We start from the raw sequence: 25,573 nt of genomic DNA, 5'->3' as shown, positions 1-25,573 counted from the left end.
TGAGGGGTCAGGGGGTTTCCCCTCACAAGGACACGCAGTGCTAACCGTTACTTGGCAGACTTGATCGCAGCGCCAAGTTTCTTGGCGGTGTCGGCCGGGTCGGCTTTCGGGTCGTTGATGTAGTTGGTCACGACATCAAAGAACGCGCCTTGCACCGCCAGGGTAGTGGCCATGTTGTGGGCCATACTTGGCTGCAGGCCACCGGTCTTGGCGTCCGCCAGGAAGTCTTTGGCAGCGGTCTGGGCGCAGGAGTCGAAACCGAGCTTGTCCATTTCATTGAGCATGTCGGTACGAACCGGGATCGAGCCTTTGTTGATGCTGAAGACTTTCTGGAAGTTTTCACCCAGTACAACTTTGGCGATGTCCTTCTGACCTTCCTGGGTGCCTTTGTCTTTAACTTTGAACACCGCCAGGGAGTCGATGTTGTAGGTAAAGGCTTTGTCGGTGCCCGGGAAGGCTACGCATTCGTAGTCTTTGCCGGCAACTTTCTTGGCGGCAGTCCACTCGGACTTGGCCCAGTCACCCATGATCTGCATACCGGCTTTGCCATTGATGACTTTGCCGGCTTCCAGGTTCCAGTCCTGGCCTTTGCCGTCGACGTCCATGTAGGTCGCGACCTTTTTAAGCTCAGTCAGGGCCTTGACCATTTGCGGGCCGGTCAGCGCGTCGTTATCCAGGTCAACCAGGGCTTTCTTGTAGCCATCTGCACCCATCACCGACAGAACGACGGCTTCGAATACCGTGCTGTCCTGCCAAGGCTGGCCACCGTGGGCGAGCGGGATAAAGCCAGCGGCTTTGAGCTTGTCGCCGGCTGCGTAGAATTCTTCGAGGGTTGTCGGGTTTTTGGTGATACCGGCTTTCTTGAAGACTTCCGGGTTGATCCACAGCCAGTTAACGCGGTGGATGTTGACCGGTACGGCAACGTAGTTACCTTCGTACTTCACGGTATCGGAGACTTTCTTGTCGAGCAGCGAGTCCCACTTTTCTTCTTTGGCGACGTCTTTGAGCACGTCGGTGTCGAGCAAGCCAGTGGACGCCCATTCCTGGATGTCCGGGCCTTTGATCTGGGCAACGCCTGGCGGGTTGCCAGCGACTGCGCGGCTTTTCAGCACAGTCATTGCAGTGGCGCCACCGCCACCGGCTACGGCACCGTCTTTCCAGACGAAGCCATCTTTCTCAACTTGAGCCTTCAATACGTCTACTGCTGCTTTTTCACCGCCGGAGGTCCACCAATGCACAACTTCAACCGTCCCTTTCGAGTCGGCGGCAAATGCACTGAGGGGAAACAACGAGGCAATGGAAATAGCAACGGCGAGGCGATTAATCGCGTTCATCTGAATACCTTTTCTTGTTGTTATGCATGCAAGTCTAGAGCTTGCGCTGCACGGAGTTTAAACATGGATTTTTAGCGCGCAGGTAACAAAGGGACGCACAAATGTCACCACTTGGTGACATAACGCCCTTGGCCCAACGCGCTGGTCATACTCGGTGACAAGGGTAGTACAGGCAGTACAACCGCTTGCCAGGCATGGTACAGGTCCGGCTTGCCACCCCAGATCTTGCTGCTGGGCTGGTTGTGCGGGCTGAGTTCGTGGTGCCAACTGCCGTTGATACGGTCGATAAAGTGGATTTCGCAGAACTCCCAAAAGCGCCGATACCAGGTTTCGTAATGCAGCTCGCCGGTGCGTTTGAGCAAGGCCTGGGCCGCCGCGCTGGCTTCGGCGTGGGTCCAGTGCAGGCGCTCGCGCACCACTGGCTGGTGCTTCCAGTCCAGGGTGTAGACGATGCCGGGAGCGCCGTCCACGGCCCACGCGTATTCGCAGGCGCTGGCGAACAGGCCACGGGCGTCGCTCACCAGCCAGTCCGGCGTGGCCAGCCCGGCTTGCAGGCGTGCGGCTTCCAGGTGCAGCACCAACCGTGCCCATTCAAAACCGTGGCCGGGGGTGATGCCATAGGGGCGGAAGCCATCGGCAGGATTGTCTTCGTTGTAGCCAAGCAAGGGTTGCCAATGCGTGTCGAAATGCTCGATCACCATGAACTGGTTGCCGGCAGCATGAGTATGGATAACGCGCTCGACAATGCGCAGCGCGCGGTCCAGCCAGCGTGTTTCACCAGTGACATCGGCCAATGCCAGGAAGGCCTCGGTGGCGTGCATATTGCTGTTGGCGCCGCGATACGCTTCGACGCCGCTCCAGTCCTGGGCGAAGGACTCAAGCATCACGCCCTCCTCCTCGCTCCAGAAAAACTGGTCGATGATATGCACGGCGTCGTTGAGCAGGTTTTGCGCACCGGGCGCACCGGCCACCACCGCAGAGCTGGCAGCCAGGGCAACAAAAGCATGCAGGTAAGCGGCTTTGCCACGGTTGCCATCCAGGGCGTTGGGTGCGGCAAACCAGCCGCCGTGCTCGTTATCACGCAGTGGGCCACTGAGGGCGGCAACGCCATGGGCAACCAGGTCGGCATAACCCGGCAACCCCATGGCGTGGGCCATGGCAAAGCTGTGGGTCATGCGCGCAGTGTTCATGGTTTCGGCGTGAGCATCGGCCGGCAGTTGGCCTTTGTCGTCAAGGTTGCCGAAGCCGTCCGGCAGGCGTGAGGCTTTGGCGAATGCCAGCAGGCGTTGGCCTTCGCTGGCGAGCCAGGCGTGATGGGCAGGTGCGTTCAGCCAACTGCTGGCAGGCAGTGGTTGCGTGGTCATGGGTAGCCCTTTTTATTATTTGTGGGATGACCGGAGTCTAAACAAGGGCGAGGGATGGGCAAGTAACGAAGGGGATGGGAAATGTCACAAAGCTGTGACATTGATCGTTCCCACGCTCCGTGTGGTAACGCAGCCTGTGGCGCTCTGCGCCACCCGCGTACCGCCCCAGAGCGGGACGCGGAGCGTCCGTGGCGGCATTCCCACGCAGAGCGTGGGAACGATCATTGGCCCAGTGGGGTAATCCGCGCGGGCGCGTTGAGCTTTTGGTTAAGGTTCTGTACCTGGCTCTGCAAGGTGGTGATGTTGCGCGTGGTCTGGATACGGAACACGTCGAACTCTTTATTGGTCGGCGAATCGCTATTGGCGGGCTGGTTTTCCTGCGCGCTTTTAAGCACTACCAGGTCTTGTTCCAGGCGCGCGATGGCCGCGCTCGGGTTGCCTTGCTTTTTAAGGGCCGCCACATCTGCGGACAGCTCCTTGACGTCACCCTGCGCCGCCTTGAGCGTGGCCACGGCATCGGTCAATGCCTGCACCTGGCCTTGCAGCCTGGCATTCGCGTTCGACAGTTCGGTGGTGCTGGCGCTCATCTGTGCCAGGCGCTGGTCGAGTTCGGTCGCCTGCCCGGCCACGCCGACTTGCTGCTTGCCTTGCTCCAGCAATTGCGTTTCCAACTGCTTGATCTGCAACTTGAGGGCTTCGCTGCCATTGTTCACATTGGCTTCGCTGGCCACCACCTTGCCGGAAATGTCCTGCAGGCGCCCCGCCGCTTCTTCGCTGATGCGTGCAAAGCTTTCCTGGGTGGCAACCAATTGCTGGCCCATCAGCGAAATCTGTTGGAAGCTCCACCAGGCAAGGCCGGCGAAGGCGATCAGCAGCGCGCCGACCAAGGCCCACAGGGGGCCGGTGCTGGCGCTCTTGACCTTGACCACCTTGGTTGTGCGCGAGCGCACGGAGGTGGCGGGAGTCGGCTCGAAATCATCATCGTCCCCGACGTCAGCCCGCAGGCTGGGAACGTTGTCGAAATCGTCTTTGGCATCGTTACGCATGAATCAACCCTGAATCGGTGAGATGGCGACCTGAGAAGCCGAGCGAGCGGAGTATAAACCCCGTTCGCGCCGCATTGATCGACCCGGAACCCTGAATTCGGTTCCCGATGTGTTGCTGGTTGTGAGCTTATTTCAGCCCCGGATCCTGAGCTTTCCACCAACTGCAGAACTCATCGAGCGCCGTCCACAGGCTGACCTTGGGCTCGTAGTCGAGATAATGCCTGGCGCGGCTGATGTCCAAGGTGAAATCTTTGTTCATGACCTGCATACCCAGGCGCGACAGCGACGGCTCCGGACGCCCCGGCCACATCGCACAGAATGCCTCGTTCAGCGCCGCTACGCTGTAGGACAAACCGTAAGACCGATACCGCGTGACCTGGGGCATATCCATCTGGCGCATCACGTAATTGACCACATCCCACACCGGCACCGGGGTACCATTACTGATGTTGTAAGCCTTGCCCAACGCCGAGCCGGTGGCGAGCAAGCTGCTGAGCAGCGCTTCATTAAGGTTGTGTACGCTGGTGAAATCGACCTTGTTCAAACCGTCGCCGACGATGGCCAGGCGGTTCTTGCGCTGCATTTTAAGCAAGCGCGGGAAGATGCTCATGTCGCCGGCACCGGTCACGAAACGCGGGCGCAGGGCCAGTACTTCAAGGCCGAACTCTTGGGCGCCGAACACCTTCTGTTCCGCCAGGTACTTGGTGGCGGCATAAGGATGCTTGAAGCGCTTGGGCACTTGTTCCTCGGTCAGCCCCAGGTGGTCGCGGCCATCAAAGTAAATCGACGGCGACGACAAGTGCACCAGGCGCCCAACGCGCTCCTTGAGACAGGCTTCGACGACGTTTTCGGTGACCAGCACATTGCCCTGATGGAAGTCCTGGTACTTGCCCCACAGCCCGACGGCGCCGGCACAGTGCACCACGGCTTCGACATCGCGACACAGCTCGCGCACCAGCTCGGCATCATTGAGATCACCCTGGATAAACTCGGCGCCGCGCCTTACCAGGTGCTCCACACCTTCGGCGCGCCGCCCGTTGACCCGCACGTCCAGGCCCTGCTCCAGGGCGAAACGCGCAAAACGCCCGCCGATGAAGCCGCTTGCGCCGGTGACCAGAATTTTCATTTGTTACCCCATGTTCTTTCGTTTTTCATCGCTGTTGCCTTGACGCCCGCCATCACTCCAACGGCACCAACCATTGGCCACAGGCCTGGGCCAAATGATCGGTGAGCAGGCCCAACAATTGCCCACCACTGCGCCAATGATGCCAGTACAGCGGCACGTCGATGGGCTTATCTGGCAACAACTCGACTAATTCGCCAGTTTTCATCTGGTCGCGCACCTGGAGTTCCGGGACCAGGCCCCAGCCCAGCCCGGCTTCGGTCAGACGAATAAAACCTTCGGAAGACGGGCACAAATGGTGCTCGAAACCGCCGTCCACGCCCAGCGATGCCAGGTAGCGGTGCTGCAGGAAATCATCCGGGCCGAACACCAACGCCGGCGTGCGTGCCAACTGATCGGCACGCACGCCCTCGGGAAAATGCCGCGCAATAAAGGCAGGGCTCGCCAACGCACGATAGCGCATGGCACCGAGCAGCAGACTGCGCGCCCCGGCCACCGGGCGTTCGCTGGCGCAGATACAGGCCGCCACTTCACCGGCGCGCATGCGCTTGAGGCCCACGGTTTGGTCTTCCACCACCAGGTCCAGCAACAAATGCTGCTCGGCGCAGAAGTCGCTGACGGCCTCGGCCCACCAGGTGGCAAGGCTGTCAGCGTTCAAGGCGATGCGCAGGCGCTCGGGCATGCCCTCCTCGTCCAGCGCCGGCACCTGGCTTTGCAGGTCACGTTCAAGCAAACGCACCTGCTGCACATGGTTGAGCAAGCGCCGGCCGATATCGGTGGGCGTGGGCGGCGTGGCCCGCACCAGCACCGGTTGGCCAATACGCGCCTCCAGTAACTTGATGCGCTGGGAAATCGCCGACTGCGACAGGCCCAGCACCTGGGCGCCACGTTCAAAGCCGGCCTGCTCCACCACCGCCGCCAGGGCGGAAAGCAATTTATAGTCGAACATCAGTTTCTCTAATGAGCGATCAGCAATATTTGTTTTTCTTATACATCCATGAACATGAGAATGACCAGCATCGCTTCTCTTTATTTAAGGAATTCACATATGGCTGGCGAAACCGCCCTGGCAACCCTGCTGCGCAGCATGAGCCCTCATCTGAATGAGGGCGACTACGTGTTCTGCACACTGCCCGACCAACGCATCCCGGCAGGTTGCGAGATCATCGGCAGCTTTCGCGAGCAGGAAGGTTTGACCCTGATTGTGGAGCGTCAGCAGGCGGAACAAGCCGGGCTGGCCTTCGAGTATGTGGCCGCGTGGATCACCCTGAATGTGCATTCTGCCCTTGAAGCCGTGGGCCTGACGGCGGCGTTTGCCAGCGCGCTGGGCAGCGCCGGTATCAGTTGCAACGTCATCGCCGGGTTTTATCACGACCACCTGTTCGTGGGCCGCGCCGATGCCGAGCGAGCCATGGATGTATTGCGCCAACTGGCAACAAACGCGGAGTAATGGCTATGTGGCAAAGTTATGTAAACGGGCTGCTGGTGGCTCTTGGCCTGATCATGGCGATCGGCACCCAGAACGCGTTTGTATTGGCGCAAAGCCTGCGCCGTGAACACCACTTGCCGGTGGCGGCGCTGTGCATCGTGTGTGATGCAATTCTGGTGGCGCTCGGGGTATTCGGCCTGGCCACCGTACTGGCGCAAAACCCACTGCTGCTGGCCATTGCCCGCTGGGGCGGCGCGGCGTTCCTGTTGTGGTACGGCACCTTGGCGTTGCGCCGGGCGTGTTCCCGACAAAGTCTGGAACAAGGGGCCAACCTCAAGGTACGCTCATTGCGCGCCGTGCTGCTCAGTGCCTTGGCGGTAACGCTGCTCAATCCCCATGTGTACTTGGACACCGTGCTGCTGATCGGCTCACTGGGCGCACAACAGACCGAGCCCGGCGCGTATGTCGCTGGTGCTGCCAGCGCTTCGTTCCTGTGGTTCGCCACCCTGGCACTTGGCGCGGCGTGGTTGGCGCCTTGGCTGGCACGCCCGGCGACCTGGCGTCTGCTCGACCTTCTGGTTGCGGTGATGATGTTCAGCGTCGCCTACCAATTGATCAGTGCCGGATGAATATTCCAAAACGCTCTGGAACCTCTATCCCACACAGTTGTTGCGTGGTTTTGCCGCACCCCCGGTGCTATGATCCGGACCCTGCGCCGCAAAGAGTACAAACTCCCCGGCGCTTGTTTGGCCGCCCGTGATCGGCCTTGCGCTCACCGCAACTGACCTGATTAGGAGAATCATCATGGCTTTCGAATTGCCGCCGCTGCCTTATGCACACGATGCCCTGCAGCCGCACATTTCCAAGGAAACCTTGGAATACCACCACGACAAGCACCACAACACCTACGTCGTGAACCTGAACAACCTGGTGCCTGGCACCGAGTTCGAAGGCAAGACCCTGGAAGAAATCGTCAAGTCTTCTTCGGGCGGCATCTTCAACAACGCCGCTCAGGTCTGGAACCACACTTTCTACTGGAACTGCCTGGCGCCAAACGCCGGCGGCCAACCTACCGGCGCGCTGGCTGAGGCCATCAACGCAGCCTTCGGTTCGTTCGACAAGTTCAAGGAAGAGTTCACCAAGACGTCCGTCGGCACCTTCGGTTCCGGTTGGGGCTGGCTGGTGAAAAAAGCTGACGGTTCCCTGGCCCTGGCCAGCACCATCGGCGCCGGCAACCCGCTGACCAGCGGCGACACCCCGCTGCTGACCTGCGACGTCTGGGAACACGCCTACTACATCGACTACCGCAACGTGCGTCCAAAGTATGTGGAAGCGTTCTGGAACCTGGTCAACTGGAAGTTCGTGGCTGAGCAGTTTGAAGGCAAGGCCTTTACTGCATAAGTACCGCTTGCTGTAAGAGAAAGCCCGGCTATTTGCCGGGCTTTTTTGTGGACCGTCAATTGTGCTCAGGTCCTTGGAACTCAGTGCGCAGATCTTGCCACGTAGTCAGTGAGGAATTCGCCTCTCTTACCTGTCGGAGATTTTACATATGACCATTGGAGCATTAGCTGGTCTCGCTGGCCCAGCCATGGGCCTTGTTGGCGAAGCATTAAAAATGGGCACTGAACTCGTTAAAATGGGTGCTCAAATGGCCAAATCGCAATCGAATAAAGGCGGTGGCGGTGGCGTTGGCGGTGGTAAGGAAAATGGCTGCGAAAAAGACAAAATCGCTCACGAGCAAATGCACAACAAAAATCAAGTGAACTTCTCGAACTCCAGTAGCAGTGCGACAAACCACATCAGCATCAGCGCCAGTTCCTGTTCCAAAGCCGCTTAAAAATGGACAGCGCCGGCCATAAGCGCTGTTTGTGAGCCAAGGGCGCTGTCAACGGCAGGCGGACTTAAATCCGCCTTGCCACTCGCCCCAGATCCATCGCCCCGCCTCAAGTTCGTTCTCACACCAGCCGATGCCCTAATGTTCCTTTGACTGCCATCACGAGATTGCCAATACTCATGGCATATTGAGGCTACCCGCATGGAACAAGGAATGACCCTTTGAAGCTGGAACTCAAAAACAGCTTGTCGGTGAAGTTGCTCCGGGTTGTGCTGCTCTCGGCATTGATCGTGGGCGTCGCACTGAGCGTTGCGCAGATTGTGTTTGATGCCTACAAGACGCGCCAGGCCGTGGCCAGTGATGCCCAGCGGATCCTCGACATGTTTCGCGACCCCTCGACCCAGGCTGTCTACAGCCTGGACCGTGAGATGGGCATGCAGGTCATCGAAGGCCTGTTTCAGGACGACGCCGTGCGCATGGCCTCCATCGGCCACCCCAACGAAACCATGCTGGCGGAAAAAAGCCGCGCCTTGCAGCAGTCCTCCACCCGCTGGTTGACCGACCTGATTCTTGGCCAGGAACGCACCTTCACCACTGCCTTGGTCGGCAAAGGGCCTTACAGCGAGTATTACGGTGACCTGAGCATTACCCTTGACACCGCCACCTACGGCAAAGGCTTTATTGTCAGCTCGGTGATCATATTTATTTCCGGCGTGCTGCGCGCTCTGGCCATGGGCCTGGTGCTGTACCTGGTGTATCACTGGCTTTTGACCAAGCCGCTGTCGCGGATTATCGAGCACTTGACCTCGATCAACCCGGACCGCCCCAGCGAACACAAGATCCCCCAGCTCAAGGGCCATGAACGCAACGAACTGGGGCTGTGGATCAACACCGCCAACCAGCTGCTCGAGTCCATCGAACGCAATACGCACCTGCGGCATGAAGCGGAATCGAGCCTTTTGCGCATGGCCCAGTACGACTTTCTTACTGGCCTGCCTAACCGTCAGAAGCTGCAGGAACAACTGGACAAGATCCTCACCGACGCCGGCCGCCGGCAGCGTCGGGTGGCGGTGCTGTGCGTAGGGCTGGACGACTTCAAAAGCGTCAACGAACAGTTCACCTATCAGGCGGGCGACAAATTGCTGCTGGCCCTGGCCGACCGGCTACGCGCCCACAGCGGCCGCCTTGGCGCTCTCGCCCGCTTGGGCGGCGACCAGTTTGCACTGGTGCAGGCCGATATCGACCAGCCTTACGAGGCCGCCGAGCTGGCGCAAAGTATCCTCGATGACCTGGAAGCCGAATTCGCCCTCGACCAGGACCAGATCCGCCTGCGCGCCACCATCGGCATCACCCTGTTCCCGGAAGATGGCGACAGCACCGAGAAGCTGCTGCAAAAAGCCGAACAGACCATGACCCTGGCCAAAAGCCGCTCGCGCAACCGTTATCAGTTCTATATCGCCAGCGTCGACAGCGAAATGCGCCGCCGCCGCGAACTCGAAAAAGACCTGCGCGATGCCCTGAGCCGCGACCAGTTCCACTTGGTCTACCAGCCGCAGATCAGCTACCGCGACCACCGCGTGGTGGGCGTGGAGGCGCTGATTCGCTGGCAGCACCCGGAACACGGCCTGGTGCCGCCGGACCTGTTCATCCCGCTGGCGGAACAGAACGGCACTATTATTGCGATTGGCGAATGGGTGCTGGACCAGGCTTGCCGACAATTGCGCGAATGGCATGACCTGGGCTTCACCGAGCTGCGCATGGCGGTCAACCTGTCCACCGTGCAGTTGCACCACACCGAGCTGCCGCGGGTGGTCAACAACTTGATGCAGATCTACCGTCTGCCACCGCGCAGCCTGGAACTGGAAGTCACCGAGACCGGCCTGATGGAAGACATCAGCACCGCCGCCCAACACTTGCTGAGCCTGCGGCGCTCCGGGGCGTTGATCGCGATTGATGACTTCGGCACCGGCTATTCATCCCTGAGCTACCTCAAGAGCCTGCCGCTGGACAAGATCAAGATCGACAAGAGCTTCGTCCAGGACCTGCTGGATGATGACGACGACGCAACCATCGTGCGCGCCATCATCCAACTGGGCAAAAGCCTGGGCATGCAGGTGATTGCCGAGGGCGTGGAAACCGCCGAGCAGGAGGCCTACATCATTTCCGAAGGCTGCCACGAGGGCCAGGGCTACCACTACAGCAAACCGCTGCAGGCCCGTGAGCTGGCGGCGTTTTTGAAACAGTCCGAGCGCAACAACGCGGCGATTCTCTGAACCGACAAATCGATACTAAATATTTCCCTCGCATAAACCTTTACACAAAATGCAAATCTTTCGCATTATGTCGCAGTTTTTGCGCTCCCCCGCGCGCCCTATAAACAACCGAAGCAGGATGTTCGCCATGATTCGTATGCCCCTGGCCACCGCCAGTCTGCTGGCCATTGCCATTTCTCTCGCCGGTTGCGGCGAAGGTAAAGACAAGGCTGCCGCGCCTCAAGCGCCGACCCCGGCTGCCAGCACTACCGCTCCAGCGGCTGCCACACCTGCCGGCCAGGTCGACGAAGCCGCCGCCAAGGCCGTTGTCGCGCATTACGCCGACATGGTATTCGCGGTGTACAGCGACGCCGAATCCACCGCGAAGACCCTGCAAACCGCAATCGACACCTTCCTCGCCAACCCGAGCGACGACACCCTCAAAGCCGCCCGCACCGCCTGGATCGCAGCCCGTGTGCCGTACCTGCAGAGCGAAGTGTTCCGTTTCGGCAACACCATCATCGACGACTGGGAAGGCCAGGTGAACGCCTGGCCCCTGGACGAAGGCCTGATCGACTACGTAGACAAATCCTACGAGCACGCGCTGGGTAACCCAGGCGCCAACGCCAACATCATCGCCAACACCGAGATCCAGGTGGGCGAAGACAAGGTCGACGTCAAGGAGATCACCCCGGAAAAACTCGCCAGCCTCAATGAGCTGGGCGGTTCCGAAGCCAACGTCGCCACCGGCTACCACGCCATCGAATTCCTGCTCTGGGGCCAAGACCTCAACGGCACCGGCCCAGGTGCAGGCAACCGCCCGGCATCCGACTACATGACCGGCGACGGTGCCACCGGCGGTAACAACGAGCGCCGTCGCACTTACCTGCGCGCTGTGACCCAACTGCTGGTCAGCGACCTGGAAGAAATGGTCGGCAACTGGAAACCCAAGGTTGACGACAACTACCGCGCCACCCTGGAAGCAGAACCTGCCACCGACGGCCTGCGCAAAATGTTGTTCGGCATGGGCAGCCTGTCCCTGGGCGAACTGGCCGGTGAGCGCATGAAGGTGTCCCTGGAAGCCAACTCGCCGGAAGACGAACAGGACTGCTTCAGCGACAACACCCACAACTCGCACTTCTACGACGCCAAGGGCATCCGCAACGTCTACCTGGGCGAGTACACCCGCACCGACGGCACCAAGATGACCGGCCCAAGCCTGTCGTCGCTGGTGGCCAAGGCCGATCCAGCCGCCGACTCGGCCCTTAAGGCCGACCTGGCGTCGACCGAAGCCAAGATCCAGGTCATGGTTGACCAGGCCAACGCCGGTGAGCACTACGACCAACTGATCGCTGCCGGTAACGACAAGGGCAACCAGATCGTGCGTGACGCGATTGCGGCACTGGTCAAGCAGACCGGCGCGATCGAAACCGCCGCGGGCAAGCTGGGCATCAGTGATTTGAACCCGGATAACGCTGATCACGAGTTCTGATTGATCCTGCGCTGAATAAGGCGACCTTCGGGTCGCCTTTTTTGTACGCTCTGTCGACCGCCCATGCCCCAGGTGGGAGCTGGCTTGCCTGCGATAGCGGTGGGTCAGCAACAGAGCGGCTGGATGACAGGTCGCCATCGCAGGCAAGCCAGCTCCCACAATCGAACTGCATCGCCTTGTACACCTCGGTTTACAAGACCTGCACCGCAGGTAGAATGGCGCCACTCTCTCAAAACCCGAGCTTTCTTCATGGCGTTGCCGACCCTACGCATCATCGGTTTCATCATCGGCATCTTCCTGATCACCCTCGCGATCGCCATGGTCATCCCGATGGCCACCCTGGTGATCTTCGAACGCACCAGCGACCTGCCCTCGTTCCTGTGGGCCAGCATGATCACCTTCCTGGCCGGCCTGGCGCTGGTCATCCCCGGCCGCCCTGAACACGTACACCTGCGGCCCCGGGACATGTACCTGCTGACCGTCACCAGCTGGCTGGTGGTGTGCATCTTCGCTGCGCTGCCGTTTCTGCTGACCCAGCACATCAGCTACACCGACTCGTTCTTTGAAAGCATGTCGGGCATCACCGCCACCGGTTCCACTGTGCTGAGCGGGCTGGACAGCATGTCCCCCGGCATCCTGATGTGGCGCTCGTTGCTGCACTGGCTGGGCGGCATCGGCTTTATCGGCATGGCGGTGGCGATCCTGCCGCTGCTGCGCGTTGGTGGCATGCGCCTGTTCCAGACCGAATCCTCGGACCGCTCAGAAAAAGTCATGCCGCGCTCGCACATGGTGGCGCGCCTGATCGTGGCGGCTTATGTGGGCATCACCATCCTGGGCAGCCTGGCGTTCTGGTGGGCCGGCATGGGCTTGTTTGATGCGATCAACCATGCGATGTCAGCGATTTCCACCGGTGGGTTTTCCACCTCCGATGAATCCCTGGCCCACTGGAAACAGCCAGCGGTGCACTGGGTAGCGGTGGTGGTGATGATCCTCGGCAGCTTGCCGTTTACCCTGTATGTGGCCACCTTGCGTGGCAACCGCCGTGCGCTGATCAAGGATCAGCAGGTGCAAGGCTTGCTCGGTTTGCTGATCGTGACGTGGCTGGTACTCGGCACCTGGTACTGGTGGACCACCAATTTGCATTGGCTCGACGCCCTGCGCCATGTCGCCCTGAACGTTACCTCGGTGGTGACCACCACCGGCTTTGCGCTGGGGGACTACAGCCTGTGGGGTAATTTCTCGCTGATGCTGTTCTTTTACCTGGGTTTTATTGGCGGCTGTTCGGGCTCGACGGCGGGTGGGATCAAGATCTTCCGGTTCCAGGTCGCCTATATCCTGCTCAAGGCCAACTTGAACCAGTTGATCCACCCTCGCGCAGTGATCAAGCAGAAGTACAACGGCCACCGTCTCGACGAAGAGATCGTGCGCTCGATCCTGACCTTTTCGTTTTTCTTCGCTATTACCATCTGCGCCATTGCGCTGGCCCTGTCGCTGCTGGGGCTGGACTGGATGACCGCTTTGACCGGCGCCGCCAGCACCGTGTCCGGCGTCGGCCCAGGCCTTGGCGAAACCATCGGCCCGGCCGGTAACTTCGCCAGCCTGCCGGATGCGGCCAAGTGGATCTTGTCATTCGGCATGCTGTTGGGAAGGCTGGAAATTATTACAGTGTTTGTTCTGTGCATTCCGGCGTTTTGGCGCCACTGACCGTCGATACTTGCAGCAACCGCGCCCGGTATTCACCGGGCGTGGCATCAAACCAGCGGCGAAACGCGCGAAAGAAATTGCTCGGGTCGGCAAAGCCCAACAGGTAGGCAATTTCCAGCAAGGTCATGCTCGGCTGCGCCAAGTACTGCTCGGCAAGTTCGCGACGCGTGTCGTCAAGCAGCGTCTGGAAACTGGTGCCCTCCTCCTGCAAACGCCGCTGCAATGTGCGCTGGGACAGGTGCAGGGTTTGCGCCACCACTTCGCGCTTGGGCTCGCCTTGGGGCAGCAAGCGGCACAGCACCTGACGCGCCTTGTGGGTCACGCGGCTCTCGGAAAACCGCGCCAGGTATTCGCCGGCAAACCGATCATGCAGTAACGCCATGGCCTCGTTGGCAGTCGGCAGCGGCGCATCCATGTCGGCCTGCTCGAAAATCAGCGCATCGTAAGGCGCATTGAACTCCATCGGCGCGTGGAAGACCTGCTTATAGGGCGCCAGGTCGGCCGGTTGATCGCCTTGCAGCACCACCTTGCGCGGCTGCAGGGTGCGGCCGGTCAGCCAGCCGCACAAGGCCAGGGCACTGGCCAGCGAAGCTTCGGCGCTTTGTCGAGTCGGCGGCAGGTGATCGCCATGCACCGTCAGAATCAGCGCATAGCCTTCGGGTAACAGGCGAAAACTCAGGTCGGCGCTTTCGGCGATGATGCGTTGGTAACGCACCAGGCGCATAAAACCTTCGGCCAGGGTGTTACTGGACATCAGGGCGTAACCGGCCACATGAAACGACGCCGGGCGCACTACCTTGCCCATGTTCAGGCCAATCGCGGGGTTGCCTGACAGCTCGACAGCGCGTTGCCACAGCCGGGTCATGGAGTCTTGCGCAAAACGTGCGTCGGGGTCACTGAGGGCGGCGTAGTCCAGGCCCAGTTGCTTGAACAAGACACGGCAATCCAGGCCGTCCATTTCCAATGCCTTGACGATGCCCATTGCCCAGCTTGCAGAAGTTGTTCGTTCGCTCATGGCGTCTTCTTGAAAAAGGCAGGCTTAAACGGCAGCCAGGAAGCCAAGGATACTAAAGTGGCATCTATTGTCACTGGCTGTTACCACTGATCACTCTAGACTCAAATAAGCTCCCCGCCGAACATCTGTTGGGCGGCATTACCACCCAAGGGCCGAACACTGTGGAAAATGCTAAACAATTCAACAGCTTCGCTGAGTTTTACCCTTACTACTTGAGTGAGCATGCCAACAGCACCTGTCGGCGGCTGCACTTTATCGGCACCACTTTGGTGATTGGGATTCTGGCCTATGCCATTGGCCGTGGCTCAATAGGGTTGCTGCTGGCCCTACCGGTCGCCGGGTACACCTTTGCCTGGATCGGGCACTTCTTCTTCGAAAAGAACCGGCCGGCGACGTTTCAACATCCGTTTTACAGTTTGTTGGGGGATTTTGTGATGTATCGCGACATGATTTTGGGGAAGGTGCCTTTTTGAGGTGTCTGCGGGGTTTTTGTGGGTTTTTGGGGGGCCGATGAGTACATATCCGTTGCTGCGGTAACGGCGGCTTAGGGTTCCGCCCTTACGGCGGGTCACTTTTGTAAAGACACAAAAGTAACCAAAAAGTCTTCGCCCCACCACTCGGCACCTCGCCTAGGCTCGGTGTGCCCTCACTCCGGCTTGAATCCGTGGGCCGCCGCGATGGGCCATCCTTGGCCCAGCGCGGCTAACCCGGCGTCCTGCCGGGTTACCCACGGATTCAAGCCTGCGTTCGGCCATCGTGGTTAACGGGGCGCCTCAGATCAAAATCAAAAGCAGATCAAGATCAAGATCTACAGCACGGCGGCCTGAAAGCCGACCTGAGTGGTTAGATCAAAAGCGAAAAGCAGATTTACATACACTGAAGAGCTGCTTTTCTGTGGGAGCTGGCTTGCCTGCGATGCAGACACCTCGGTACATCAGGCACACCGAGTTGATGCCATCGCAGCGGTGCGACGATTCGACAAGCCAGCTCCCACATTAGACCGAGTATGGCTTTGCTGTTGCTGTTGCTCCGGCCCTTACATCCTTTTCGATGACGAAGTCAGCGGTCTTTTGATCTGCGCTTTTGATCTTGATCTGAAATCGCCCCGTTAAACACGATGGCCGGAATTCGACAGTGATTTGGGGGGTAAACCGGCAGGGATGCCGGTTTAGCCGCGCTGGGCCAAGGATGGCCCATCGCGGCGCCCCCCCAAATCACTGGCGGATTGCGGGCATGCCGAGCCTAAGCGAGGCACCGAGTGTTGGGACGAAGACTTTTTGGTTACTTTTGTGTCTTTACAAAAGTGACCCGCTGTAAGAGCGGAACCAATATCAGCCATCACCCAAATAACGGATATGCCCCCAAACCCAACAGCCACCCACCCTGCGACCCCATGCCACTTGCGCAAAAAAATGAAAATTCGTACATCCACCCACATAAAATTCTTTTTGTCATTTTCAGTGCTGTATCCTGCCAAGGCTTTTTGAGAGCGCGGAATCACCTGCGATTGATAAAACAGATCTTGCGAGGAGCGACGACGATGCACGAGATACCTAATCTCCCCTTCCCAAGCCTGCACCCAACTGAGCAGCCAACACCGCAGCAGGCCAGTGACAAGCAGCCTGAGGCCAAAGAAGCACAACCAGTCGACAGCAAAAGCCAGGACTGACGCCGTACCAGACCGTGTGGAAAGCGCACCTTCAGCGCTTTCCACACTGCCTGAATCACCGAGACCCCCGCCATGACCGACACCCTCCCCGACACCCCAGACGCCGCGGTACTGGACGCTGCCTTGCAGATGATCGAAGTCTGGAACCGCCTCAGCGCCGACAAACAAGCCCTGCTGCTCAAGCGTTTCGGCACCCAGGAAAATGCCCTCGCCGCCCTGGTGACCACGCAAATGCTGGCTCCACCTCAAGCCTGAGGTGTTTTTGAGCTGACGTTTTGCTTTTTACCGCCCTGCGCAAGCCAAAGCATCGGTATCATTAGCAGCCTATCTTTACCTGCTGCGACGGTGGACCTCTCCCATGCCAGATACCCAGCGCCCCATGGCGGTCACGCTGCAAGTTGTTTCCATCGTGCTGTTTACCTTTATCGGCTACCTCAATATCGGCATTCCCCTGGCCGTATTGCCGGGCTATGTGCATAGCCAACTGGGCTATGGCGCGGTTATCGCGGGCTTGGTGATCAGCGTGCAATACCTGGCCACGCTGCTGAGCCGTCCGTATGCCGGCAAAATCATCGATAACCTGGGCAGCAAGCGCGCGGTGCTGATCGGCTTGTTCGGTTGCGGCCTGAGCGGCGTGTTCATGTTGCTGGCGGCGTGGTTTTCCAGCCTGCCGAGCGTCAGCCTGGTCAGCCTGCTGATAGGCCGGCTGGTGCTGGGCAGCGCGGAAAGCCTGGTGGGCTCTGGCGCAATCGGTTGGGGCATCGGGCGGGTTGGCGCCGCCAACACGGCCAAGGTTATCTCGTGGAACGGCATCGCGAGTTACGGAGCGCTGGCCGTTGGCGCGCCGCTCGGGGTGCTGCTGGTCAGTCAATTCGGGTTGTGGAGCATGGGCGCCAGCATCATCTTGCTGGCGGTGCTGGGCTTGCTGCTGGCCTGGAACAAGGAAGCCGCGCCGATAGTGGTGGGCGTGCGCCTGCCATTCATGAATGTATTGGGCCGGGTGCTGCCCCATGGCTGCGCATTGGCGTTGGGTTCAATCGGCTTCGGCACTATCGCTACGTTTATCACGCTGTATTACACCACCCAGAACTGGGACAACGCGGTGTGGGCACTCAGCCTGTTCGGCGCCAGTTTTATCGGCGCACGCTTGCTGTTCGGCAATTTGATCAACCGGATCGGCGGCTTTCGTGTGGCAATTGCTTGCCTGTCGGTAGAGGTTCTCGGCTTGCTGCTACTGTGGCTGGCGCCTGACGCGCACTGGGCGCTGGCCGGTGCGGCGTTGAGCGGGTTTGGCTTTTCGTTGGTATTTCCGGCATTGGGCGTGGAAGCCGTCAACCTGGTGCCAGCCTCTAGCCGTGGTGCGGCGGTAGGCGCGTACTCGCTGTTTATCGACTTGTCGCTGGGGATCACCGGCCCATTGGCGGGCGCGGTGGCGGCAGGCTTCGGCTTTGCGTCGATCTTCCTGTTCGCCGCCCTCGCAGCCGTCGGGGGCTTGCTGCTGAGTGTGTACTTGTACCGCCAAGCGCCCAAGGCGCGCGAGGCACGTGACGCTTAGAAGTCGACCTTGCCGCGCCCAGCCTTGATATTGCCGCGCTTGGTCTTGGATTCCAGCCGGCGCTTTTTCGAGCCGAGTGTGGGTTTGGTCGGACGGCGCTTCTTCTCAACCTTGGTGGCGCTGAGTATCAACTCCACCAAGCGCTCCAGCGCATCGGCGCGATTCTGTTCCTGGGTCCGGTATTGCTGGGCCTTGAGCACCAGCACGCCTTCGCTGGTGATACGGCTGTCACGCAACGCCAGCAACCGTTCTTTGTAGAACTCCGGCAGCGACGACGCCGGGATATCAAACCGCAGGTGCACCGCGCTCGATACTTTGTTGACGTTCTGCCCACCGGCGCCCTGAGCGCGAATGGCGGTCAGCTCGATCTCGGCATCGGGCAAGTGCACGTTGTTGGAAATAACCAGCATCAATCAAAAACCTTAAGCTACGGACAAGCCCAACTCGGACAACAACATTGACGCCTGGGCTTTGGAAATCACAGCGCCTTTGAACAGTTTGGCATCATTGAGACGAAACCCGCTCAAATCAGCGCCCCGCAGGTCGGCACCGGCGAAATTGGCACCGTTGATGCGAGCATGGGCCAGGCTGCAGTCGATCAGTTCAGCCTTGCGAAAGTCGGCATCCGACAAGTCGCTGTCAGAAAAATCCAGGTTATTAAGCACGGTTCGGGCAAACGACAAACCGGATAAAAACGCGCTGTTAAGCAAACTTTCACTGAAGCTCAGGCCCAACGACGCGCAATGGGTGAAGTTGGCACCGGTCAGCTTGCACTGCGTGAAATTGGCTTGAGACAGCTTGCTGCGCTGCCAGCGGGTGTTGTTCAAGTCGCAACTGTTGAACTGCGCTTCAAGCAGGTTTGCCGCCTCGAACACGGCATGACCGGCGCGGCAGCTTTTCCACTGCGTGCCTTCCAGGCGCGACCCCAGCAAGGAAGCCTGTGCCAGTATGCAGCGCTCGAACACCCAGTGGTCCAGCGCCATTCGCGACAGATCGGCGCCGCTCAAGTCAACGCCAATCAAGCGCAAGGGCCCACTGTGCTGGTTGATCAGGTCTTCCAGATCATCGCGCTGCAAGCTGCCGCCGTCGATATCGGTGTACTGCATGGGGCCTCCGGGCAAGGTTCGATGAAAAAGGTGGGGGCGAGTCTAACCCGCCCTCGCCAACAAAAAACCCGGCAGGGCGCCGGGTTTTCTGTTTACGGGAAGCGTCCTACTCTACAACCGCCCTCGCTGTGTCCAAGGTTGCTTGTGCACTGCGTTTGTTTTTGATCACGTAACACACCCACATGAACGCTACCCATACCGGAATCGCGTACACCGAACGGTCAATACCCGGAATCATCAGCATGGTCCCGAGGATAAACACCACAAACGCTATGCAGATGAAGTTGCCATACGGATACCACAGCGCCTTGAACAACGGCACTTGGCCGCTGCGGTTCATGTGCTGGCGGAACTTGAGGTGCGAGAAGCTGATCATCGCCCAGTTGATCACCAAGGTGGCCACCACCAGCGACATCAGCAACTCCAGCGCGTGCTGAGGGATAAAGTAGTTCATCAACACCGCCACCAGAGTGACCGCCGCCGACGCAAGAATCGAGCGCACCGGCACGCCACGCTTGTCGATTTTCGCCAAGGCTTTAGGCGCGTCACCCTGCTCGGCCATGCCCAGCAACATGCGGCTGTTGCAGTAGGTGCCGCTGTTGTACACCGACAACGCTGCAGTCAGTACCACGAAGTTGAGGATATGCGCGGCAGTATTGCTGCCCAGCATCGAAAACACCTGCACGAACGGGCTGCCGCTGTAAGCATCGCCGGACGCATTGAGGGTCGCCAGCAAACTGTCCCATGGCGTCAGTGACAGCAGCACCACCAGCGCGCCGATGTAGAAAATCAGGATGCGGTAGATCACCTGATTGATCGCCTTGGGGATCACGGTGCGTGGCTGGTCGGCTTCAGCGGCGGTAAAACCCAGCATTTCCAGGCCGCCGAACGAGAACATGATGATCGCCATGGCCATCACCAAACCGCCGACGCCATGGGGGAAGAACCCGCCGTGGTCCCACAGGTTGCTCACCGAGGCTTGCGGGCCGCCGCTGCCGCTGACCAGCAGGTAGCTGCCCAGGGCGATCATGCCGACGATAGCCACGACCTTGATGATGGCGAACCAGAATTCGGCTTCACCGAAGACTTTGACGTTAGCCAGGTTAATCACGTTGATCAGCACGAAAAATGCCGCGGCCGAGACCCAGGTCGGGATCTCCGGCCACCAGTAGTGCACGTACTTGCCGACGGCCGTCAGCTCCGACATGCCCACCAGGATGTACAGGATCCAGCAGTTCCAGCCCGACAGGAAGCCGGCGAAACCGCCCCAGTACTTGTGGGCAAAGTGGCTGAAGGAACCGGCGACCGGCTCTTCGACGATCATTTCGCCAAGCTGGCGCATGATCATGAAAGCGATGAAGCCGCAGATGGCATAACCCAGGATCATCGATGGGCCGGCGGACTTGAGCACGCCGGCCGAGCCCAGGAACAGGCCGGTGCCGATGGCGCCACCGAGGGCGATCAACTGGATATGCCGATTTTTCAGGCCGCGTTTCAGCTCGCCTGAAGAAGATTGGGGTCCACTCATGAAAAGGGTCTCACGCAAGGTTTGAGAATATCGAATGCAGGCTGCTGCCTTGAATTACCGACTCAAGCAGCGCCGCTCAAACCCCAGCGCAGGCACCAGGAGTACAGCGTCTTTCTAACGGTCATGCGTCACCTGTTTGTTTTTATCTGTGACGAAATCGAACCCGTCCGACTCGTGGCCGGACGGAGTGATCAGGGTGGGTAAACCCTGAGGTCTTGGCCTTTTGCGTGGATACGCAAGGGGGTCACAGTAAAACGCGGCGCATTGTACACCGCTCGACAGCTTCAGCACGCCCCAACAGAGTGCACGCGACAAACTGTCAGCTAATCCTTACAGCGCAACGGCACTCAGGAATGTCGGGGCAAACCCGTAAAACTATCGTTACACCCCGGAAAGCCAGCGTTACAGCCAGACTTTTTCGTCAGCTAACGGAAAGCTGTCAGTGAGGCGCATCTGAATAATCGGTTCAGCCAATGTGCTGTTTTTTCTGGATAAAAAATCACTCCGAAAAAACAGAAGAAAAAATCCAAATGAAACCGTGTCAATAAATATTTTGCATTTTGAAACACTCTCTCCTAGGTTCATTCACTTGCCAGCGAAGCCCGCTGGCAAGCCGTTCTCAAACAACGTCCTCTAGGAGATACACCATGCAAGCGCTGGAAAACGACCTGGAAACCGAACTGCAACTCGACGATTGGTTTGAAGCGCCGACCCATGAGGCCGCCGTTGAAATGATGCAAGCCGATGCCGTTGTGCCCTTTGGCACCGCGATGTGGCCTTTCTAATACCCGGCAGGCATCCGGCAGATGCAGTGCACTGCATCTGCCCCCTTACCCAAGGCACAGAAGGACACCCGTCATGGACAAGGCCCGCGCCGTCGAACACTTTCTTTACTACCTCGCACACCATCCGGCACTCAACGGCCTGAGCCGCCCGACTGTGTTGCTGGGCCATACCGAGCGCTACGACGCCATCGCCGAAGCGATTACCCATAGCAGCGCCGCACGCTTCAACTTCCAATGCCAGCGGCTGGACCTCACGCCCAGCGACACCCTGGCCAACGCCATCGAAGCCTGCGACCTGTACCTGTTTCTGTATGACTCTTCGACCCTGCCCAACCCACGCGCCGAAGGCCCGGACTTTATCCGCGCCCTGCAAGGCGTAATGGCCGAGCACTGGAAGAAATCCCTGCTGTTCAAGGATTATGGCGACTATTTTTACGACACTTTCAGCGTCGAGCCACAGCGCATCGCCGACCTCAACGCCACGCTGATCCGGCGTATGTCCCAGGCCAACGTGCTGAGCTTTACCGACAAGCACGGCTCACGCCTTGAGGCGCCGCTGAGCAGCATCAAGAAATGGACCAATATCAACGGGGTCGGCAACCACGACCTGGCACCAGGCGAAATCGCCACCCACAGCGAAGCCATCAATGGCCAGGTGCGGTTTGTTGGCACCTTCCTCAGCACCATCCCGTTTGCGCGCAAATACGGCGTGCTGCAATCACCGCTGGAGCTGTGGATCGAGAACTCGACGGTTTGCAGCGTGGCCAGTGACGTGCCGGGGTTGGCGGATGACTTCAACAAGTACCTGAATGCCAACCCGTCCAATCGGCGTGTGGAGGAATTGGGGATTGGCACCAATGAAGGCGTAAAAGACTTATATGCGCGCAATGCCGGCTTTGAGGAGCGCCATTGCGGGTTGCACCTGGGCTTGGGCGGCGGGCAAAAAGGCAGCCATCACCTGGATCTTATTTTTGAGAGTGGTGTGTTGGCGCTGGATGACAAGCCGGTGTTTGATGGCAGATTTGCGTTCTAAACACACCTCGTTGAAACAACGCGGATCCCTGTAGGAGCTGGCTTGCCTGCGATAGCATCAATGCGGTTTGCCTGGTAAACCAAGGTGTCTGCATCGCAGGCAAGCCAGCTCCCACACTTGAAAGCATTTCAAATCAAGGGCAAAAAAAACGCCAACCCTAAGGTTGGCGTTTTTTATGCAGCGGTTAAATCACTGCGGCTTCTTGCGACCAAAACCCGGACGCTGACCGGAACCGGCCGGCGCACCACGGCGCTTGCCCGACGGCTCGTCGGCGACCAGTTTCGGGCCGGGGCGCTTGTTCGCCGCTGGCTTGGCTGGGCGCTTGGTGCTGGCGTTGTCCGCTGGGCGGTCCGCTTCACCACGGTTGCTACGACCACCGCTTGGCGCTTCACCACGGGCAGGACGCGGGGTGCGTGGCGCACGCTCGCCTTCCTGACGCGATGGCGCGGTTGGGCGACGCTCGCCTTCGATGTGCGGCTCGCGCGAGATACGACCGCCGGTTGCCGGTGCATTCAGCGCCGGGCGCAGTGTGCGGGCAACACGCTCAGTACGCGCAACAGGGCGCGAAGATTTACGCTGCATACGCTCAAGCTTGTCTTTGCTCTTGGCGTTCATCTGCGGCATGGCCACCGGCGTCAGGCCGACTTCGGCGCTGAGGATGTCGACTTCGTACTGGCTCATTTCGCGCCAGCGGCCCATCGGCAGGTCGGAGTTGAGGAACACCGGGCCGAAACGCACGCGCTTCAGGCGGCTGACCACCAGGCCTTGGGATTCCCACAGGCGACGGACTTCACGGTTACGGCCTTCCATCACCACGCAGTGGTACCAGTGGTTAAAACCTTCACCACCGGGCGCCTGCTTGATGTCGGTGAACTTGGCCGGGCCGTCTTCCAGCACCACGCCAGCTTTGAGACGTTCGATCATCTCGTCATCGACTTCACCGCGTACACGCACGGCGTACTCACGGTCCATCTCGTAGGACGGGTGCATCAGGCGGTTGGCCAGCTCACCGTCGGTAGTGAACATCAGCAAGCCGGTGGTGTTGATGTCCAGGCGGCCGATATTGATCCAGCGGCCTTCCTTGGGCTTGGGCATCTTGTCGAACACGGTCGGACGGCCTTCCGGGTCGTCACGAGTGCAGATCTCGCCGTCGGGCTTGTTGTACATGATCACGCGGCGCACCGATTCGGCGGCCTCTTCACGCTTGATGACTTTGCCATCAATGGTGATTGCATCGTGCAGGTCGACGCGCTGGCCGAGGGTAGCCTCGACGCCATTGACCTTGATGCGCTTCTGGGTGATCCAGGCTTCGACGTCGCGGCGTGAGCCCACGCCGATACGCGCCAGCACCTTTTGCAGTTTTTCGCCTGCTGGGCCGATTTCCTGGCTGTCGTTCTGGTCTTGGTCGTTCATCTTAAGCACCTCCCGGTGGGTCGATTCAGGCGTGGCCTGAAGAGTATTGAAAGCGGGGCTTTGGCCGAATAGGTCGGCAAAGGGTCGCGAATCATACGCGCATGGCGCGGGTTTCGCATCACAGACTAGTCGATAAGGCCCAAGTCATTTGCTTTTCCGCCGACCGGTGGCGCCCAGGGCCAGCAGGCGCAGCTCGGCTTCGGCCAGAACGGTGCGTTTGTCGGCTTTGTCGAGCTTCTTCCAGGCACGGATTTCGCGCTTGCTGCGGCCACAGCCGACGCAAATGTCGTCGGTGAATTTGCAGATGCTGATGCAGGGGTCTTTGGTTGAACTCATCAATACTACTCTCGTTCCCACGCTCCGCATGGGAACGATCGTTTGGGTTCAGGGCAAGCGTTTAACGCTGAATTTTTCACCGGTCCGCGACAGCTTGGCCTGCCAGCTTTGCCCGTTACAGTCGAGTTTGACCTGGACCGGGATACTCGTGCCGTCATCGTCCGTGAATTGCGTGGGCTTGCAGCCCACCGGCAGCGCGTTGGAGGCGCCAATCGATAACGCCTTCGACGAAGCAGGCCGGTAGTACACGGGGCGCTCGCCCGCCGTCCCTTTGCTTATACCGATAGCGCCGGTGGGGTCGGCGCCAGCAACAATGCTCACGCTTTGATCGCCGTCCAGCGGTGCATAAACGGTGGCCACCGCATAACCAGCGGCAAAAACCACCGAGCCTGCCAATACCACTACCCCAACTGAATGGGAGAAGCGTTGAAGAGTGCTTTTCATGATGAGTCATCCATATTCAAAGAAAAGGGATCACACCACCACGGATCAAACAGCTCAGCCTCAATGGTGTTCAGCGAGTTAATGCCGAGACTCAACATCACGCAACTGTCAGAACTAACAGGTAGGACCTGTATAACAAGGCCCGTTTACTGATCAGGGCTCAAACGAGCGGCGCTCGTTTTCAATGGCCTCAGCCAACGCACGGGCCTCGTCTTCCTCGTCGCTCAAGGGCGGTTGCTCAAGTGCGGCGACGGCTGCCAGAAGTTTCTCGCGGGCTTGCGCGACGCCAAGGATGTCTTCTTCAGGCTCTGGCTCTGGTTCTTCAGGCGCTGGCTGTTCGACTTCAGGCGTGACTTCAATGTTCAGTTGGTTTTCCGACTCGGCACCGCCATCACGCAACAAATCATCAAAGTCAGTCTTGATGCCCTGTTCCATGTCATCCAGTTCAAGCAGCAAGGTATGGAAACTGGTTTCGTCCTTCGGCTCTTCCGGCTCGGCGGTGGCGTCGGCTAATTCCTGCAGGCTGGCGGGCACCGGCGCGTCGTCGAAGTCGAGCACCGGCTCGGCTTCCATCTCGCGCAGTTCAGCAAGCGGCGGCAGGTCGTCGAGGTTTTTCAGGTTGAAATGATCGAGGAACACCTTGGTGGTGGCGAACATCGCCGGTTTGCCGGGCACGTCGCGGTAGCCGACGATGCGGATCCACTCGCGCTCCAGCAGCGTCTTGACGATATGGCTGTTGACCGCCACGCCCCGCACATCCTCGATCTCGCCCCGCGTGATCGGTTGGCGGTAGGCAATCAGTGCCATGGTCTCCAGCATCGCGCGGGAATAACGCTGCGGGCGCTCTTCCCACAAGCGGCCGACCCACGGGGAAAATTTCTCACGGATCTGCAGGCGATAACCTGACGCCACTTCGCGCAGCTCAAACGCGCGACCGTCGCAGGACTTGCGCAGAATCTCCAGCGCCTTCTTGAACACTGGCGGTTCAGGGCGCTCGGCCTCTTCAAACAACTCGAACAGGCGTTCCAGAGACTGCGGTTTTCCCGAGGCCAGTAGAAAGGCTTCCAGCAAGGGTGCCAGTTCGCGGGGTTCTGTCAGATTCATCGATTCA

26 protein-coding genes are annotated in these 25,573 nt (G+C 59.4%); 12 read left to right on the top strand and 14 right to left on the bottom strand.

Annotation, left to right across the window (positions count from 1 at the left end; all coding sequences use genetic code 11):
• Nucleotides 1-47 precede the first annotated feature (47 nt).
• From P5706_RS06885 to P5706_RS06865, 5 genes are all read right to left on the bottom strand, one after another.
• Nucleotides 48-1,334: an ABC transporter substrate-binding protein gene (locus P5706_RS06885; RefSeq protein WP_017139182.1), complete on the bottom strand. Its 1,287-nt coding sequence runs from the start codon at nucleotides 1,332-1,334 to the stop codon at nucleotides 48-50.
• Nucleotides 1,335-1,438: 104 nt separating this feature from the next.
• Nucleotides 1,439-2,698, bottom strand: a complete 1,260-nt coding sequence (locus P5706_RS06880) for a D-mannose isomerase (RefSeq protein ID WP_285678828.1) — start codon at nucleotides 2,696-2,698, stop codon at nucleotides 1,439-1,441.
• A gap of 221 nt (nucleotides 2,699-2,919) precedes the next feature.
• The gene (locus P5706_RS06875; RefSeq protein ID WP_200434269.1) at nucleotides 2,920-3,744 is read right to left on the bottom strand and encodes an ATPase; all 825 of its coding nucleotides are present in this window, start codon (nucleotides 3,742-3,744) and stop codon (nucleotides 2,920-2,922) included.
• Between the two features lie 127 nt (nucleotides 3,745-3,871).
• Nucleotides 3,872-4,870 carry an NAD-dependent epimerase/dehydratase family protein gene (locus P5706_RS06870; protein WP_200434268.1) on the bottom strand — a complete coding sequence of 333 codons (999 nt, stop codon included), beginning with the start codon at nucleotides 4,868-4,870 and terminating at the stop codon, nucleotides 3,872-3,874.
• A 52-nt stretch (nucleotides 4,871-4,922) separates the two neighbouring features.
• Nucleotides 4,923-5,816 carry a LysR family transcriptional regulator ArgP gene (locus tag P5706_RS06865; RefSeq protein WP_200434267.1) on the bottom strand — a complete coding sequence of 298 codons (894 nt, stop codon included), beginning with the start codon at nucleotides 5,814-5,816 and terminating at the stop codon, nucleotides 4,923-4,925.
• A gap of 99 nt (nucleotides 5,817-5,915) precedes the next feature.
• Between P5706_RS06865 and P5706_RS06860 the strand changes: the two genes are divergently transcribed.
• The 7 genes from P5706_RS06860 to P5706_RS06830 all read left to right on the top strand — a co-directional run bounded on the left by P5706_RS06860 (nucleotide 5,916) and on the right by P5706_RS06830 (nucleotide 13,578).
• Nucleotides 5,916-6,317 carry an ACT domain-containing protein gene (locus tag P5706_RS06860; RefSeq protein WP_285678827.1) on the top strand — a complete coding sequence of 134 codons (402 nt, stop codon included), beginning with the start codon at nucleotides 5,916-5,918 and terminating at the stop codon, nucleotides 6,315-6,317.
• Between the two features lie 5 nt (nucleotides 6,318-6,322).
• Entirely contained in the window at nucleotides 6,323-6,925 is a 603-nt protein-coding gene (locus tag P5706_RS06855; protein WP_056858652.1) for a LysE/ArgO family amino acid transporter, read from the top strand.
• 175 nt (nucleotides 6,926-7,100) lie between these two features.
• Entirely contained in the window at nucleotides 7,101-7,697 is a 597-nt protein-coding gene (locus P5706_RS06850) for a superoxide dismutase (RefSeq protein ID WP_043049045.1), read from the top strand.
• Nucleotides 7,698-7,845: 148 nt separating this feature from the next.
• On the top strand, nucleotides 7,846-8,133 hold the full coding sequence (locus P5706_RS06845; protein WP_200434265.1) for a hypothetical protein: 288 nt from the start codon (nucleotides 7,846-7,848) through the stop codon (nucleotides 8,131-8,133).
• 218 nt (nucleotides 8,134-8,351) lie between these two features.
• Nucleotides 8,352-10,403: a putative bifunctional diguanylate cyclase/phosphodiesterase gene (locus tag P5706_RS06840; protein ID WP_200434264.1), complete on the top strand. Its 2,052-nt coding sequence runs from the start codon at nucleotides 8,352-8,354 to the stop codon at nucleotides 10,401-10,403.
• 127 nt (nucleotides 10,404-10,530) lie between these two features.
• Nucleotides 10,531-11,874, top strand: a complete 1,344-nt coding sequence (locus tag P5706_RS06835; RefSeq protein WP_200434263.1) for an imelysin family protein — start codon at nucleotides 10,531-10,533, stop codon at nucleotides 11,872-11,874.
• Nucleotides 11,875-12,123: 249 nt separating this feature from the next.
• Entirely contained in the window at nucleotides 12,124-13,578 is a 1,455-nt protein-coding gene (locus tag P5706_RS06830) for a TrkH family potassium uptake protein (protein WP_285678825.1), read from the top strand.
• Here P5706_RS06830 and P5706_RS06825 read toward each other — a convergent pair.
• A complete protein-coding gene (locus P5706_RS06825) occupies nucleotides 13,535-14,593 on the bottom strand; it encodes an AraC family transcriptional regulator (protein WP_200434262.1) in 1,059 nt (352 codons plus the stop codon). The genes P5706_RS06830 and P5706_RS06825 overlap by 44 nt on opposite strands.
• Nucleotides 14,594-14,754: 161 nt before the next feature.
• Here P5706_RS06825 and P5706_RS06820 point away from each other — a divergent pair, with 161 nt between their 5' ends.
• A complete protein-coding gene (locus P5706_RS06820; RefSeq protein ID WP_200434277.1) occupies nucleotides 14,755-15,066 on the top strand; it encodes an Mpo1-like protein in 312 nt (103 codons plus the stop codon).
• 695 nt (nucleotides 15,067-15,761) lie between these two features.
• Here the strand turns inward: P5706_RS06820 and P5706_RS06815 are convergent.
• Nucleotides 15,762-16,139, bottom strand: coding sequence for a hypothetical protein (locus tag P5706_RS06815; protein WP_285682833.1), 378 nt, complete (start codon nucleotides 16,137-16,139; stop codon nucleotides 15,762-15,764).
• 195 nt (nucleotides 16,140-16,334) lie between these two features.
• Here P5706_RS06815 and P5706_RS06810 point away from each other — a divergent pair, with 195 nt between their 5' ends.
• Both P5706_RS06810 and P5706_RS06805 read left to right on the top strand, forming a co-directional pair.
• On the top strand, nucleotides 16,335-16,517 hold the full coding sequence (locus P5706_RS06810; protein WP_017139170.1) for a hypothetical protein: 183 nt from the start codon (nucleotides 16,335-16,337) through the stop codon (nucleotides 16,515-16,517).
• 103 nt (nucleotides 16,518-16,620) lie between these two features.
• Entirely contained in the window at nucleotides 16,621-17,817 is a 1,197-nt protein-coding gene (locus tag P5706_RS06805; RefSeq protein WP_200433851.1) for an MFS transporter, read from the top strand.
• Here the strand turns inward: P5706_RS06805 and arfB are convergent.
• From arfB to P5706_RS06790, 3 genes are all read right to left on the bottom strand, one after another.
• Nucleotides 17,814-18,227: an alternative ribosome rescue aminoacyl-tRNA hydrolase ArfB gene (gene arfB, locus P5706_RS06800; protein WP_200433850.1), complete on the bottom strand. Its 414-nt coding sequence runs from the start codon at nucleotides 18,225-18,227 to the stop codon at nucleotides 17,814-17,816. The genes P5706_RS06805 and arfB overlap by 4 nt on opposite strands.
• Before the next feature lie 12 nt (nucleotides 18,228-18,239).
• Nucleotides 18,240-18,923, bottom strand: coding sequence for a pentapeptide repeat-containing protein (locus P5706_RS06795; RefSeq protein WP_200433849.1), 684 nt, complete (start codon nucleotides 18,921-18,923; stop codon nucleotides 18,240-18,242).
• Between the two features lie 106 nt (nucleotides 18,924-19,029).
• Entirely contained in the window at nucleotides 19,030-20,451 is a 1,422-nt protein-coding gene (locus P5706_RS06790) for an amino acid permease (protein WP_285678824.1), read from the bottom strand.
• 647 nt (nucleotides 20,452-21,098) lie between these two features.
• Between P5706_RS06790 and P5706_RS06785 the strand changes: the two genes are divergently transcribed.
• Together P5706_RS06785 and P5706_RS06780 are read left to right on the top strand one after the other, a co-directional pair.
• A complete protein-coding gene (locus P5706_RS06785; protein WP_003175756.1) occupies nucleotides 21,099-21,236 on the top strand; it encodes a hypothetical protein in 138 nt (45 codons plus the stop codon).
• 73 nt (nucleotides 21,237-21,309) lie between these two features.
• On the top strand, nucleotides 21,310-22,269 hold the full coding sequence (locus tag P5706_RS06780) for a CgnE/CgnB domain-containing protein (RefSeq protein ID WP_285678823.1): 960 nt from the start codon (nucleotides 21,310-21,312) through the stop codon (nucleotides 22,267-22,269).
• 189 nt (nucleotides 22,270-22,458) lie between these two features.
• Here the strand turns inward: P5706_RS06780 and rluB are convergent, their stop codons facing one another.
• The 4 genes from rluB to scpB all read right to left on the bottom strand — a co-directional run bounded on the left by rluB (nucleotide 22,459) and on the right by scpB (nucleotide 25,566).
• Nucleotides 22,459-23,682, bottom strand: coding sequence for a 23S rRNA pseudouridine(2605) synthase RluB (rluB, locus tag P5706_RS06775; RefSeq protein WP_017139164.1), 1,224 nt, complete (start codon nucleotides 23,680-23,682; stop codon nucleotides 22,459-22,461).
• Between the two features lie 144 nt (nucleotides 23,683-23,826).
• A complete protein-coding gene (locus P5706_RS06770; RefSeq protein ID WP_016973229.1) occupies nucleotides 23,827-24,018 on the bottom strand; it encodes a DUF1289 domain-containing protein in 192 nt (63 codons plus the stop codon).
• 48 nt (nucleotides 24,019-24,066) lie between these two features.
• Nucleotides 24,067-24,462 carry a hypothetical protein gene (locus P5706_RS06765; RefSeq protein ID WP_285678822.1) on the bottom strand — a complete coding sequence of 132 codons (396 nt, stop codon included), beginning with the start codon at nucleotides 24,460-24,462 and terminating at the stop codon, nucleotides 24,067-24,069.
• A 153-nt stretch (nucleotides 24,463-24,615) separates the two neighbouring features.
• Complete coding sequence (scpB, locus tag P5706_RS06760; RefSeq protein WP_285678821.1) at nucleotides 24,616-25,566, bottom strand: SMC-Scp complex subunit ScpB; 951 nt, start codon at nucleotides 25,564-25,566, stop codon at nucleotides 24,616-24,618.
• Between the last annotated feature and the right edge of the window lie 7 nt (nucleotides 25,567-25,573).

This window comes from Pseudomonas sp. ChxA (assembly GCF_030263855.1).
GTDB lineage: Bacteria > Pseudomonadota > Gammaproteobacteria > Pseudomonadales > Pseudomonadaceae > Aquipseudomonas > Aquipseudomonas fluorescens_CB.
This window is presented reverse-complemented; position numbering and strand designations above follow the sequence as displayed.